Source organism: Psychrobacillus sp. FSL K6-1415 (genome assembly GCF_038003185.1).
In the GTDB taxonomy this organism is placed as follows: Bacteria; Bacillota; Bacilli; order Bacillales_A; family Planococcaceae; genus Psychrobacillus; species Psychrobacillus psychrodurans.
Map to the genome: position 1 here is coordinate 112,840 of NZ_JBBOOQ010000001.1, position 12,466 is coordinate 125,305.

Genomic DNA, 12,466 nt, shown 5'->3' on the forward strand with positions numbered 1-12,466 from the left:
AAAATTTCTCCTTTAATCTGCGAAAACGGTTTTCACCATATGATGAAAAGGCTCACCAATAATTGTCCAAGGACATAGGGTAACAAATCCTAAACGATTATACAAGCGGATAGCAGCATCTTTTTCAAGCTCCACATTCAAGGATAGTTTCCCGCCCCCAGAATCTTTCACTAATTGCTCTGCGTAGCTTAATAATTTTGTACCTATACCATGTCCACGATATGTCGGGTCAACTACAACTGTATCGATATACCATTCTCCAGGTGCAGTTTCTGGGTCTATTGTGACAGCAGTACCTTTTTTATTAGAAAGGTATGCTTCTAAATTTGCATCTAGGATAATTGCCTGCTCGGCAGTATAAAATACCAATACCCCTGCGACATGTCCATTCATTTCTGCAATATACGTATTTAAATAAGAGTGTCGATTATCCGTACGTGTAAATAGTTGTATAAATTCATTGTATATGGCAGTTTTTTCTGTTTCTCCAGTCATCTGCCTCGAGATGTCTCCGATAGCCTCCATTATAAGTGGGATAGCCTCGGTTGCATCTTCTTTGTAAGCTTTTCTAATCAATACTTCCATTATATATTCACCTTCCAACTTTTCATTATACCATAGCGACTCTTAAAGTACTTAAAGTCAGTAGAGGGTAAATAATAATAGAAAGATTTGAAAATATTTGAAACTTCTCTGTTCTATATGTAGTAGAATAGAAGAGAGAGGGGGAATAACAGTGGAATGGGATTCAGTACCTTGGTTGCTCATCTTACCTGTACTAATAATTCAATTATTATTAGTCGTGGTAGCACTGATTGATCTGTTACGCGTAAAGAATACCAATGGATCAAAGTGGATGTGGGCGATTATTATTATTTTAATCAGTATCATTGGACCTGTTATTTATTTTATAGTTGGGAGACGAAATGAATGAAAACATTACTTCATGTTCAGGGGCTAACAAAGGATTACGGGAATGAAAAAGCAGTAGATCAAATTACTTTTTCACTAAATAAAAACACTGCAACCGCTTTAATTGGACCAAACGGTGCTGGAAAGACAACTACTCTGTCTATACTAGCCGGACTATTAAGACAAACAAGTGGAACAGTAGTGATTGATGGGGACTTAAAAGGAGATAGTCGAAAAGAGATAGGATTCTTACCACAATATCCTCAATTTTTTTCGTGGTTAACAGCACTTGAATTTATTGAAATGGTAGCAAAGTTGAGTGGACTAGATGGAAAATTCACTAAATCACAAGCAATAAGAACATTAGACTTTGTTGGCTTAGGCGATGCTAAAAATAAAAAAACAGGAACATTCTCTGGTGGGATGAAACAACGACTAGGTTTAGCCCAAGCAATTGTGCATAAACCAGGGTTACTTTTACTTGATGAGCCTGTTTCTGCCTTGGATCCAGTGGGAAGACGAGAAGTTTTGAATTTATTAAAAGAACTACAAGAACATACAACCATTTTATATTCTACCCATATTTTAAATGATGCAGAGGAAATGACCGACCAGTTGTTATTTTTAAGAAAAGGGCAACTAGTGGAGCAAGGATCGTTAAAGGAAGTAAGAGACAAGTATGCAAATCCATTATTTAAAATTCTCTTTTCGGATTCGGAGGAAGCAGCAAAGTTTATCGAAATCGCTCCATGGCCTGCTAGACAGGAGAATGAGATTGTTTACATTCATCTTTTGGAAAACAAACCACTGATGAATGAGGTATTACAAGTACTTGCTAATAGTAACTTACGATTATCAAGGGTAGAGCGAGCATCAGCCAGCTTAGAAGAAATATTTTTACAGGTGGTGAATAAGCATGAATAATTTCTCTATACTATTTCAAAAAGAGTGGCGTGAAAATGTACGAAACTTTAAGATTCTTTGGATACCACTTGTATTTATCTTATTCGGTATTTCCGAACCATTAATGTATCATTATTTACCGCAAATTTTAAATGCTGTTGGAAATATGCCAAGTGATATGGTGTTTCCATTGCCAGATTACACACCTGAACAAATAATTATGTCAACAATTGGTCAGTATCAATTTATAGGGATGTTAATTGTAGCGTTTGGATTTGCAGGAATCATTGCTAGAGAACGCAGAAATGGAACAGCAACTATGTTATATGTAAGACCGATTGCTTATACTAGTTATGTGTTTAGTAAGCTAGCCATTATGTGTATCTTAATTATTGGAAGCGCATGTATTGGTCTTTTAGCAAATGTCTATTATACGTATATTTTGTATGGAGCAGTAGATGCAGTTGCGTTTATTGGATTCTTAGGAACGTATAGCATCTGGTTATTATTTGCAATTAGTGTTGTTATTTGTGCCAGTTCGGCTTTTCCTACAGGAATTGCTTCTGTTATATCAATTTTTTTGTTGGTAGTCCTGCAATTAGTGGATGGTCTGCTTGGTGCTTACTGGACCATTTCACCTTGGAAGTTACCAATGTATGCAGGACAAATTTTAACTGGAAGTTTTGACAAAACACCGTATTTATGGAGTTTAACTGTAACAATAATGATGGTTGTATTGTTAATAGTAGGAGCCATATATATAGCTAAGAGAAATGTAGCTAAAGCAAAAATATAATGATGGGTAGTGATTTAGATGGTGGCTCGTAATTCTGATCGATTTATTGTATCCTACAACCGACTTGACCAATTGATGAAGGATCTGATTGGTACAAATGAGCATATGGCATTTTTTCGTTTAATTGATTTTGCTAAAAAGAAAAACGCCATTATTAGAAGATATGAAGCAGATTTACGGGAGTATGGGGACTTAAGAAACGCCATAATACATCATCGTACATCTTTAGAATTTGCTATTGCTGAACCTCATGATGAAGTTGTGACAAAAATGGAAGAAATCGAAAGCGCATTAGCAAAACCGATTACAGTTGCTCAAATGTTCCAGACAGATGTGACGATTTTTCAAGAGACAGATTCCCTTAGTTACGCACTAAAGGTTATAAAAGATAAAAAGTACAATCAATTTCCTGTATACAGTGGGAAAACATTTAAAGGACTTGTTACCCCGGTAGGCATTACTATGTGGATGGCTAGAAAAGTGGATTCAGAATCCTTTTCGAGAAAAAGAACGATGTTATCGGAAATACTAGCACATGAAAGTACTAGAGATAATCATCGTTTTATACAAGCAGAGGCATCCGTTTTCGAGGCTGTAGAGATTTTTAAGTCATCTGTAGTGAAGGGCAGACGTTTAGAAGCACTTCTTATTACAGAAGATGGGAAATCCAGCGATAAATTAATAGGGATTGTAACTCCTATGAGTTTACTGAAGATAGAATAATTCTTATGGGGTAGTCTTTTTCTTAGAAACTGTCATAATATTAATGTAGACACTAAAGTGCCTAACGAAAGTTGAAAAGGGGGGATATAATGGATTCTTTAGAGAAAGTGCAAGAACAGGGCTATGAGAACCATGAAAAAACTAGTAAAGACATGTCCGTTGGAGATTGGTTAATAACAATGCTTATACTAATCATACCAATCGTCAATCTTGTTATGCTGTTCATCTGGGGATTTGGGAATCCTGATCCAAGACGTAATTATGCACGAGCGTCACTTATTTGGATGGCAATTGGTATCGGACTTATGATTATTTTTTATGGAGCAGTATTGGCATTTATTTTATCTTTCAATAATTATTAATTATTTCCTGGGAAATAACATAGTTCGACATAAAAGAGTGTTCCTTCGTATAAGAAGGAATGCTCTTTTTGATGTTATACTAAGAAAAGCGGAAGGTGCCCTGTGCCTTATCAGTTTGTCTGAAGCGTCTCGAGAGGATGGCATCTGGAGTAAGAAAGAAACATTAAAAAGGAGATGGCATAGATGAAAGTTGCACTCTTTGGAGCAACCGGACGTGTGGGAAATGCTATTCTCACGTTATTATTAGAAAAAAATATAAAAGTTACCGCATTAGTAAGAAATCCTGAAAGAGTGCAACCTCAGGATGGTTTAACCGTCCTACAAGGCGATGCAAGAAATATTGAGGATATAATAGAAACCCTTGCAGGAGTGGATGCAGTTATAAGTGCACTCGGCACCGATAAAACAAGTGTCTTAACAGATTCCATCACACATATAATTTCTATTATGCATAAGCGGCAACTAAAGCGAATTATTACAATTGGTACTGCAGGAATATTGGATAGTAGAGAAGAACCAGGTTTTCTAAGATATCAATCACCTGAATCTAAGCGTAAATCTACAACAGCTGCGAAAGAACACCATAAAGTGTTTGAATCATTAAAAGCTAGTTCACTAGATTGGACAATTGTTTGTCCGACATATTTACCATCTGGAGCAGCAACAGAAGAATATATTGTACTGAGAGATAAGCTGCCAACAGAAGCGATACAAACCACAACAGGAGATACCGCTTTATTCACTGTAAATGAGCTATTGAAGAATGAACATATTGGCTACCGAGTAGGAATCATGAGTCCACAATATTAGGAGAAAATAAATGAAGAAATTTTTAATGTTTATCGTAGCGGTTATCATTCTACTGTACATAAGTAATAGTTGGATTCAGACTACTGAAATTAGCGTAGAGTCGGATAGAGTTCCTACTAGTTTCGATGGAGTAAAGATACTGCAAATTTCTGACTTACATGATGCAACTTTCGGAGATAATCAGGAAAAACTAGTAAAGAAAGTAAAAAAAACAGACCCGGAGCTTATTTTTATAACTGGAGACCTTATAGATAGTAACCGATATAACTTAGACCAAAGTTTAGAATTGGTAAGACAGATTGTGGATCTTGCTCCCATCTATTATGTGACGGGAAATCATGAAATCGCTACTAATGATATCGAGAATATAAAGAATTCATTAACTGAACTAGGGGTAAATGTACTTTCTAATGAGGAACAAATAATTGAGCATAAAGGGGAAGATATTCGTATCATTGGTATTGAAGATCCTCTTAATGGGATTCTAGTGAATGAGGCTTTAAGTCAATTTGAGGAGAGTGATTTATTCACTCTCGTGCTATCCCATCGGCCAGAGACCTTTCAAGATTACGTTGATTACAAAATGGATGTTGTTTTTTCTGGACATGCACATGGAGGACAGTTTCGACTTCCAGGTCTAGGAGGGCTAGTTGCACCAGGACAGGGTCTATTCCCGAGCTATACAGCGGGAATGTACAGCGAAAATACTACACGTATGATTGTAAGTAGAGGACTAGGGAATAGTGCTATTCCTGTAAGAATATTCAACTCACCAGAAATCGTTGTGGTAACCTTAAAAAGCTTGTAAATAAAAAGACCGCTGAATAGAGTATATTGTCAGCGGTCCTGCTTTTATCAATAATCTTTTTTACGGTCGTGGCGATCTTTTATTTCTCCAACTTCTTTTTGAACTTCACCTTTTAATTTATCTATTTTACCCTCTGCTTGCAATTTATGATCGTCGGTTGCATTACCAAATTGGTCTTTTGCTTCTCCTTTAGTTTTGTTCACTGCACCTTTTACTTTGTCGGATAATCCACTCATGTATATTCCTCCTCCAAATTTATTAACTCTACTTTTTATTTACCCTGGAAGAGGAAATCTAAACTTACTCTATTATTTCAAACTCTTGCAGCATAGCGTAGAATCTTGCACCATGGCCTTCTGCTGCCTCTAAAAAGTATTTCTCCGTAATGATAAAGCTCCCGCCATTTAAATTATCAATAACATATACGTTTGTAACAGGGCTATCCCATTCCGATCCGCTAATGCCGTGTAATTTAAAGCTATCTAATGGTTCTGTAACAGATTCTGCCGTCACTTTAGTATATTCTGAAGCAAGCTCTGTTTTTAGAGCAGATATCATTGTCTCAGGGGAAACGTCCTTATATTGTTTTATTTCCATTGATACTTCTGGATACCTTTCTTCTAGTGGTTCTTTTGTTGTGATAACATCAGATTCTTCGCCTTTCACAAGCTTATAACGCTCTTCATCGATATAAATAATGTACTCGGAATCTTTTCCTTCCTGCAGGTTTACATCTGTTTCTTCTTCGCTTCCTTCAATACTTTGAATAATCTCTTTTTCTGGAACGAATATATCTTTAATTTGTTTAATAAAAGCACTGCCTGATTCCGTTTGTGTGCTAAACAAAATCATTACACCAGCAGCTGCAGCAATAACAATTGGAATTACCTTCGATTTCTTTTTCACTTTTTTATCCCTTCTGCTTTTCGATTGGAAAAGCTCTTGATCTATATGGTTCCAAATTTCATCCTTTAATGTAGAAGAAGTTTCCTCCGTATGATCAAAGATCTCTTTTTTTACTCGCTTATCAAATTGATCCATTATTGGCTTCCCTCCATTTCTATCATCTCTAATTGAGTCTTTAACAAGTTTCTCCCATTAAATAGCCTGGATTTCACAGTATTATGATTCAAATTTAAAATAGCAGCAATTTCTTTTTCCGAAAAGCCTTTTATATATTTCAGTAATATAGGAATACGATATAAGTCAGCCATATTTTGAATCACGCTATACAAGTCCGACAGATTCTCTTTCGAATGCTCAGTCAGTAGTTCATTATCTTCCATTGTAGAAGTATCCACTGAGGGGGTCTTTTTCTCTTTATTTATGATACGATAACACTCATTTACTAAAATGCGATAAAACCATGCATCAAATGATAAACTGGAATTATAGGAAGATATATTGCGGTATACTCTTATAAAAGTTTCTTGCACGGCATCCTTTGCATGTTCATCATTTCTAGTAATTGCTTTTGCTGTTCGAATCGCGTAATTTTCATACGTATCATAGAACTGTTTAAAAGCATCACGACTGCCATTTCTAATTCCTTCTAAGATGTCATCATTCATGTACGCTTTTTCACTCCTTTCACTATATATACCCTGCGAGTTGGCAAAAAGTTTAGTCCAAAATAAAAAAAGCTCAAAGCAATTTGCTTTAAGCTTGTACCATTATTATTTAAACCATCCTTTTTCTTTAAATCTAGAAATAGCTTCTATTCGATTTCCAACGTCTAGTTTATCTAAAATGACGGAGATATAGTTGCGGACAGTACCAGTTGTGATAAACAGCTCACTTGCAATTTCTTTAGTGTTTTTTCCATTTGCGATTAACCCCAGCACCTGACTTTCGCGGTCTGTAAGTGGATTTTCCTCTTCGTAAGCCATGTCAACAAGCTCAGGAGCATATATTCGACGACCATCCATGATTACACGAATAGAATTTGCTAGCTCTTCACTTGGACTATCCTTCAATAAGTATCCATTAACGCCCGCTTTACGTGCACGTTCAAAATAACCAGACCTTGCGAATGTGGTTAAGATAATCACTTTACAATCACTTTCTTTTAGTTCCTCTGCTGCATCCAATCCAGTTTTGATAGGCATCTCAATATCCATAATACAAACGTCTGGTTGTAATTGTTCAATTAGTTTCAATACTTCTTCACCATTATTTGCTTTTCCAACAACTTTCATATCCTCTTCTAGATCGAGTAGCGATCCAAGAGCACCTAGTACCATTCGCTGATCTTCTGCAATGACAATTCGTATCATGTCTATTATTCCTCCTGACTGGGTTGTTGTATAACGTTAGGAACACGTATATTCAATGTAGTACCGTTTTTTGAATGAATGTCTAATGTTCCATTCACAAATTCTAGTCGTTCTTTAATACCTATAAGACCATGTCCCTTTGACAGACTTTTTTTCTCTTCTAATCCTTTACCATTGTCATATACCTTTAGCAATGTTTCCTTCGCCGATTGTTTAATGGATATTGAGCAGGAAGTAGCGCCACTATGCTTTACTACATTATTTACTGCTTCTTTTAAACACATACTGAGAACATTTTCTACTAGTAGAGGTGTATTCACTAATTTAGATGAGCCAGTAACGGTGCACTTTATTTGCGCGGCATTTAGGATTTGATTGATCCGGAATAGTTCCTCTTCCAGTTTTGTTCCACGCATATTTGTTACGAGTTCTCGAACTTCTTTTAAGACTGAACGTGCCGTCTGGTTTATATCCAATATTTCAGTTTTAGCAGCTTCAGGGTTTTTTTCAATCAATCGGCTGGCCAAATCACTTTTCAGCCCGATAAGGGAGAGCTTTTGTCCAAGTGTGTCATGCAAATCTCGTGCAATTCGCTCTCTTTCCTCAACTATAGTATACTGAGAAATTTTGATTTGCGCTTCTTCTAATTGACCTTCCAGTGCTTCACGCTGATTTCGTGTATATGTATTAAAGGGCAACAGAATAACTCCGATTAAACAAACTATAAGAAACGGTAGATGAGAGAGAAATAAGTCGGTTTGGATGAAAAAACCTATAATAACGGCCGCAATAGTTGCTACTAAATGAATACTATAAATAACAAAGAAGCTCAATCGTCTTTTTATATTCCCAATGAAAAAGGATAAGAAAATGGAGAAGTATATGTAACCATATAAATAAGTCATCCAAACACTGATGGAGATTTCTAAAGCAACGAAAAAATATAATAACCAGCCTTTAGTAGAAAAAGATAGGCGGTAGGAAATAAAAAATAATAACGTCAGTGCTAACCCTATAACAATCTCTACTGGACCCGTAGATCTAAATATAAAAAAGAATGGAAAGATACAAAAAACAATCCAAGCATAAATACTTAACCAAGGATATTTGGGAAATATTTGATACCATTTGGGCAATTATCTCACCTCTTCTAGTTAAACTTTTCTCCATTATAATGCAAAAACCATTCCTAGGTAATTCTGGGAATGGTTTTTGCAGAATTTTACTTACTTTCAAAGGTTGAGTTTTTTGAATCTAACTTTACAGCTCGATTAGAATTATTTAATAAGTGTTTTATCTGTTTAAAGTTCACAAAACTCTTATTGTCTTCATCGAATAGTCGGAAATGGATAGACTCCAAACTCTTACGTAGGTTAATTGTAGTAGCTTTGTGTAAAGGAGGGGTAGAATCATGAGCTTTTTCTAAGTTATAGTTAGGAACACGTGGACTTAGATGGTGCACATGGTGGAATCCAATATTTCCAGTTACCCATTGTAAAATCCTAGGTAACTTATAATAAGAACTTCCCTCTATAGCAGCTTTTACATAATCCCACTCGGACTCATCTTCGAAATAAGAATCCTCAAATTGATGCTGAACATAAAATAACCAAATTCCTAATGAACCAGCAACGAAGAGTATAGTTCCTTGAATGATCGCAAATGCCTGCCATCCGATTAACCAAATCATTAATGCATAAATAACAATTACTGAAATATTAATGAGATACGTATTGTTACGTTCTTTGCCACGAGCACCTTTACGGTTAATACGATTGCTAACTAAGAAAAGTAACGCCGGTCCTAAACCGAACATAACGATAGGATTTCTATATAGTCGATACGAAAGTCGCTTCATTGGAGATGCTTCAATATATTCTTCAACAGTCATCATCCAAATATCGCCGACTCCACGTTTATCTAAATTTCCACTAGTAGCATGGTGGATATTATGCTCACGTTTCCATTTTTCATAAGCGAAGAGCGTAATGATTCCTGTGATAGTTCCAGTAATATCATTGGCTTTTTTATTTTTAAAGAAAGATCCATGTGTACAATCATGAAAGATGATAAAAATACGAACGACAAACCCAGCAGCGATAACAGATAAAGCAACGGTTAGCCAAACAGATACATCTAAACTTATATATGCTAAAAACCATAGAATTAAAAATGGTGGAATAGTGTTAATTAGTTGGACAATACTCTTTTTTAACTCCGAGTTTTCAAAAGGCTTTACATTTTTACGTAATTCAAGCGTTTTTTCTCTGCTCATTGTATTCCTCCTATTAAGAATTATTATCTTAATAATAAGGAAAATCGAAAATTAGTAGTAGGCATAAACGTCAAGTCATAAGTATGACAAGTGTCATATAGGACATATAGGTTATATTACTTTAGTAACTGGCTATTGTCTTTTTAGATATTCTTTCTTATTCAATTTTCGAGCCAAAAAAGCTGACCAAAGGTTCGGCCAGCTTTTAAATAAACATATTAACGATCTTTTTTCAACAAACGTAATGTTTCATCGAATAGAATTTTTCAAGTGTGATAATAACATTCAAAACCCTTGATATAACTCAATTTCAGTAATGTTTATTGAAGATTCCACAATGGACTGAATACCAATTTGAATACCAAATATCAAAAATTGATGTATTTAGCGAACTTCTCAGCAGTGTTATCTTTCATCTTTTGAGTAACATGCGTATACACATTCATGGTCGTTTTTATATCAGTATGGCCAATGCGATCTTGCACATCTTTTATACTTGCTCCAGCTTCAAATAGAAGAGAAGCATGAGTATGTCTAAATCCATGGATAGTAATGTGCGGAAATTCATATTTCTTTATCAAAGTTTTTAGTTGTTGGTTGGGATATGTGGTCACGTGATAACCGTTTGTAGATCTTTTATCTGTGGAAGTTAAAACAGGTTGATTAGGATTAAAGGATGTATTAATTCCATACGTCAAAAGTAATTTAGTTTGCATTTTCCGCCACTTATCAAGTGTTGCTAACGTTTTGTCATCCACACTTATAACACGTTTAGACTGAGCAGTTTTAGGAGTCTGAAGGTATTTTAATGAATCTTCAGTTGCTGCAAGTGTTTTATTAAAGCGAATTGTCTTTTCTTTGAAATCAATATCATCCCACGTTAAAGCTAGTACCTCACCTTTTCTTCCTCCAGTGAAAGCAAGCAATCTAAATAGAACATATACTTTCATGTTTTCATTTTTTTTAATGGTATTCAAGAAATGTTCTAATTGTTGCTTATCGTAAAAATTCTCCAATTGTTCTTCCTTGTCCACTTTTGTTACTGGTTTAGGCTTGATAATTTTTCGCATTGGATTATCATCTATGATTTTTAGAACAGTTGCGTGATCCAACACCATTTTTACATAACTCGAATACGTTCTGAAATTAACATAATGCTTGGACCATCCATTAATGACCTTTTGACAGTAAGTCGTATTAATCTTTTCAATAGAAAGAGAACCGAACTTAGGAAGTATGGCCACTTTAAACATATTTACTGTCGTATTAACGGTCGAAAGTTTCACAGTATGCCTATAGTTCTCTAACCACAATTCATAGACCTCTATAAAAGTCATCTTTTCATTCGATTTAAAGCCATTTGCCTCAATATCTAGTTCTAGCCTAGCTAGGGTTAATTTCGCTTCTTTCATAGAAGAAAATCCACGTCTTGTTGTACGTTTAGGTTTACCAGTAAGAGGATCTGTACCAAGATAGACATTAAACATGAAGGCGGTAGATCCGTCTTTTTTTGTGTATTTTTTTATAGTAGTCATTTTGTTTCTCTCCTTATATGTCCGGGCAAGGGCAATTAAGGGAGAGTGCTTAGTTATTTTTTTTACTTTCTCTAACCGCTCTAATACTTAATAAATTAAATATCAGCATGGTTTTTTCGTCTGGTGATAATTCCTCATAAAGAAGTGGGGTACGTTATATTTAATAATGGAGTCCCTTGGATTGAACAACCGGCAAATAATATTCCTTATCCGGGAGCAACAATGGAAGAATCGGCGCAAAATCATATTAACAAAATATTAGCGGACTACGCATTACCTCCAACTAACCCCATAGAAGATCAATTGAATGAATTAATGATAGCTGTCGCAGAATTAGGCATGTCTGCAGAGCAGGATAAGATGGAGACCCAAGTTGCCATAGCTGAATTAGCAATGTTAGTAACAGGAGGTGAAGTATAATGGCTAAAATTTACTACAATCTCATAACTGCAAATCCTCCACAATGGACGATTGAAAATGTACCAACACGTTGGAAATCAGACGTACAAACTTTATTAGATGCAGATGAAAACGCAGCTTAAAGCTAGCGTTATTTTTATTGTCGAATTATGAAACTTTTCTATTCTCTTGCCGTATATATCATAGAATACGGAGAGGAAGTTTTTTTATGAGAGAAAACAAATTTATTTTTATATTCCTTGTTGTGGTAATGGTGGCGTTAGGAATCTATGTAGCATTTTCAATTCCTGAAGAAGAATTGAAAGGTGTCTTAGTATCCTTAGCGCAGTTAAATGTTGCTATCTCTGTTGGTGTTGGCGCATTATCTATTGGTTATGCGCAAGATAAAAAACTACAAAGCAAACTCACAGAAGCTACCATTGTGATTGCTTTTACGAGCTTAATAACTTTTTTGATAGCACAAATAGATTTGTTTTTGCTGGTGAATAAAATTTATCTTATCATAAACATACTTGCAATGTGCGTCGTATTAATACTGACATTAGTCGTTACCCAAGAGAGTAAGAAAATTAAATAAACAAAAGTAGGAGCATCCATTTGGGTGCTCTATTTATGTCTTCGTAACATAAAACTCAGCATAAGCTAG

18 protein-coding genes are annotated in these 12,466 nt (G+C 35.3%); 10 read left to right on the forward strand and 8 right to left on the reverse strand.

Annotated elements, in window-relative coordinates; translation table 11 throughout:
* Positions 1–12: 12 nt before the first annotated feature.
* Positions 13–585, reverse strand: coding sequence for a GNAT family N-acetyltransferase (locus MKY60_RS00555; RefSeq protein WP_340878695.1), 573 nt, complete (start codon positions 583–585; stop codon positions 13–15).
* A gap of 151 nt (positions 586–736) precedes the next feature.
* Between MKY60_RS00555 and MKY60_RS00560 the strand changes: the two genes are divergently transcribed.
* From MKY60_RS00560 to MKY60_RS00590, 7 genes are all read left to right on the forward strand, one after another.
* Positions 737–934, forward strand: coding sequence for a PLDc N-terminal domain-containing protein (locus MKY60_RS00560; protein ID WP_093495415.1), 198 nt, complete (start codon positions 737–739; stop codon positions 932–934).
* Entirely contained in the window at positions 931–1,836 is a 906-nt protein-coding gene (locus MKY60_RS00565; protein WP_340878696.1) for an ABC transporter ATP-binding protein, read from the forward strand. The genes MKY60_RS00560 and MKY60_RS00565 overlap by 4 nt, the downstream gene beginning before the upstream one ends.
* The gene (locus MKY60_RS00570; protein ID WP_093495413.1) at positions 1,829–2,611 is read left to right on the forward strand and encodes an ABC transporter permease; all 783 of its coding nucleotides are present in this window, start codon (positions 1,829–1,831) and stop codon (positions 2,609–2,611) included. The genes MKY60_RS00565 and MKY60_RS00570 overlap by 8 nt, the downstream gene beginning before the upstream one ends.
* 18 nt (positions 2,612–2,629) lie before the next feature.
* Complete coding sequence (locus tag MKY60_RS00575; protein WP_241600358.1) at positions 2,630–3,334, forward strand: CBS domain-containing protein; 705 nt, start codon at positions 2,630–2,632, stop codon at positions 3,332–3,334.
* An 89-nt stretch (positions 3,335–3,423) separates the two neighbouring features.
* Complete coding sequence (locus tag MKY60_RS00580) at positions 3,424–3,696, forward strand: hypothetical protein (protein ID WP_241600360.1); 273 nt, start codon at positions 3,424–3,426, stop codon at positions 3,694–3,696.
* 183 nt (positions 3,697–3,879) lie between these two features.
* Positions 3,880–4,506 (forward strand): NAD(P)-dependent oxidoreductase, encoded by a 627-nt coding sequence (locus tag MKY60_RS00585; protein ID WP_241600362.1) that lies wholly within the window; start codon positions 3,880–3,882, stop codon positions 4,504–4,506.
* Positions 4,507–4,516: 10 nt separating this feature from the next.
* Positions 4,517–5,314: a metallophosphoesterase gene (locus MKY60_RS00590; protein ID WP_340878697.1), complete on the forward strand. Its 798-nt coding sequence runs from the start codon at positions 4,517–4,519 to the stop codon at positions 5,312–5,314.
* Between the two features lie 47 nt (positions 5,315–5,361).
* Here the strand turns inward: MKY60_RS00590 and MKY60_RS00595 are convergent, their stop codons facing one another.
* The 7 genes from MKY60_RS00595 to MKY60_RS00625 all read right to left on the reverse strand — a co-directional run bounded on the left by MKY60_RS00595 (position 5,362) and on the right by MKY60_RS00625 (position 11,400).
* On the reverse strand, positions 5,362–5,550 hold the full coding sequence (locus tag MKY60_RS00595) for a CsbD family protein (RefSeq protein WP_241600363.1): 189 nt from the start codon (positions 5,548–5,550) through the stop codon (positions 5,362–5,364).
* 64 nt (positions 5,551–5,614) lie between these two features.
* Positions 5,615–6,355, reverse strand: a complete 741-nt coding sequence (locus MKY60_RS00600; protein ID WP_241600365.1) for a hypothetical protein — start codon at positions 6,353–6,355, stop codon at positions 5,615–5,617.
* Positions 6,355–6,885 carry an RNA polymerase sigma factor gene (locus MKY60_RS00605; protein ID WP_340878698.1) on the reverse strand — a complete coding sequence of 177 codons (531 nt, stop codon included), beginning with the start codon at positions 6,883–6,885 and terminating at the stop codon, positions 6,355–6,357. Before MKY60_RS00605 ends, MKY60_RS00600 begins: the two co-directional genes overlap by 1 nt.
* A gap of 105 nt (positions 6,886–6,990) precedes the next feature.
* Positions 6,991–7,590, reverse strand: a complete 600-nt coding sequence (locus tag MKY60_RS00610) for a response regulator transcription factor (protein ID WP_090570579.1) — start codon at positions 7,588–7,590, stop codon at positions 6,991–6,993.
* Positions 7,591–7,595: 5 nt separating this feature from the next.
* Positions 7,596–8,726 carry a sensor histidine kinase gene (locus MKY60_RS00615; protein ID WP_093495407.1) on the reverse strand — a complete coding sequence of 377 codons (1,131 nt, stop codon included), beginning with the start codon at positions 8,724–8,726 and terminating at the stop codon, positions 7,596–7,598.
* Positions 8,727–8,812: 86 nt separating this feature from the next.
* On the reverse strand, positions 8,813–9,865 hold the full coding sequence (locus MKY60_RS00620) for a fatty acid desaturase (RefSeq protein ID WP_093495406.1): 1,053 nt from the start codon (positions 9,863–9,865) through the stop codon (positions 8,813–8,815).
* Positions 9,866–10,233: 368 nt separating this feature from the next.
* Positions 10,234–11,400: a tyrosine-type recombinase/integrase gene (locus MKY60_RS00625; RefSeq protein WP_340878699.1), complete on the reverse strand. Its 1,167-nt coding sequence runs from the start codon at positions 11,398–11,400 to the stop codon at positions 10,234–10,236.
* Positions 11,401–11,523: 123 nt separating this feature from the next.
* On the opposite strand from MKY60_RS00625, the gene MKY60_RS00630 reads away from it, so the two are divergent.
* The 3 genes from MKY60_RS00630 to MKY60_RS00640 all read left to right on the forward strand — a co-directional run bounded on the left by MKY60_RS00630 (position 11,524) and on the right by MKY60_RS00640 (position 12,397).
* The gene (locus MKY60_RS00630) at positions 11,524–11,820 is read left to right on the forward strand and encodes a hypothetical protein (RefSeq protein WP_340928214.1); all 297 of its coding nucleotides are present in this window, start codon (positions 11,524–11,526) and stop codon (positions 11,818–11,820) included.
* Positions 11,820–11,942: a CD1375 family protein gene (locus MKY60_RS00635; protein WP_340878701.1), complete on the forward strand. Its 123-nt coding sequence runs from the start codon at positions 11,820–11,822 to the stop codon at positions 11,940–11,942. The genes MKY60_RS00630 and MKY60_RS00635 overlap by 1 nt, the downstream gene beginning before the upstream one ends.
* An 86-nt stretch (positions 11,943–12,028) precedes the next feature.
* Complete coding sequence (locus tag MKY60_RS00640) at positions 12,029–12,397, forward strand: hypothetical protein (protein ID WP_340878702.1); 369 nt, start codon at positions 12,029–12,031, stop codon at positions 12,395–12,397.
* Positions 12,398–12,466: the final 69 nt, after the last annotated feature.

Bases quoted from the DNA above. Each gene is read 5' to 3' on its own strand.
- MKY60_RS00555 (WP_340878695.1), bottom strand. From the start codon at position 585: ATGGAAGTATTGATTAGAAAAGCTTACAAAGAAGATGCAACCGAGGCT.
- MKY60_RS00565 (WP_340878696.1), top strand. From the start codon at position 931: ATGAAAACATTACTTCATGTTCAGGGGCTAACAAAGGATTACGGGAAT.
- MKY60_RS00570 (WP_093495413.1), top strand. From the start codon at position 1,829: ATGAATAATTTCTCTATACTATTTCAAAAAGAGTGGCGTGAAAATGTA.
- MKY60_RS00575 (WP_241600358.1), top strand. From the start codon at position 2,630: ATGGTGGCTCGTAATTCTGATCGATTTATTGTATCCTACAACCGACTT.
- MKY60_RS00580 (WP_241600360.1), top strand. From the start codon at position 3,424: ATGGATTCTTTAGAGAAAGTGCAAGAACAGGGCTATGAGAACCATGAA.
- MKY60_RS00585 (WP_241600362.1), top strand. From the start codon at position 3,880: ATGAAAGTTGCACTCTTTGGAGCAACCGGACGTGTGGGAAATGCTATT.
- MKY60_RS00590 (WP_340878697.1), top strand. From the start codon at position 4,517: ATGAAGAAATTTTTAATGTTTATCGTAGCGGTTATCATTCTACTGTAC.
- MKY60_RS00595 (WP_241600363.1), bottom strand. From the start codon at position 5,550: ATGAGTGGATTATCCGACAAAGTAAAAGGTGCAGTGAACAAAACTAAA.
- MKY60_RS00600 (WP_241600365.1), bottom strand. From the start codon at position 6,355: ATGGATCAATTTGATAAGCGAGTAAAAAAAGAGATCTTTGATCATACG.
- MKY60_RS00605 (WP_340878698.1), bottom strand. From the start codon at position 6,885: ATGAATGATGACATCTTAGAAGGAATTAGAAATGGCAGTCGTGATGCT.
- MKY60_RS00610 (WP_090570579.1), bottom strand. From the start codon at position 7,590: ATGATACGAATTGTCATTGCAGAAGATCAGCGAATGGTACTAGGTGCT.
- MKY60_RS00620 (WP_093495406.1), bottom strand. From the start codon at position 9,865: ATGAGCAGAGAAAAAACGCTTGAATTACGTAAAAATGTAAAGCCTTTT.
- MKY60_RS00625 (WP_340878699.1), bottom strand. From the start codon at position 11,400: ATGACTACTATAAAAAAATACACAAAAAAAGACGGATCTACCGCCTTC.
- MKY60_RS00635 (WP_340878701.1), top strand. From the start codon at position 11,820: ATGGCTAAAATTTACTACAATCTCATAACTGCAAATCCTCCACAATGG.
- MKY60_RS00640 (WP_340878702.1), top strand. From the start codon at position 12,029: ATGAGAGAAAACAAATTTATTTTTATATTCCTTGTTGTGGTAATGGTG.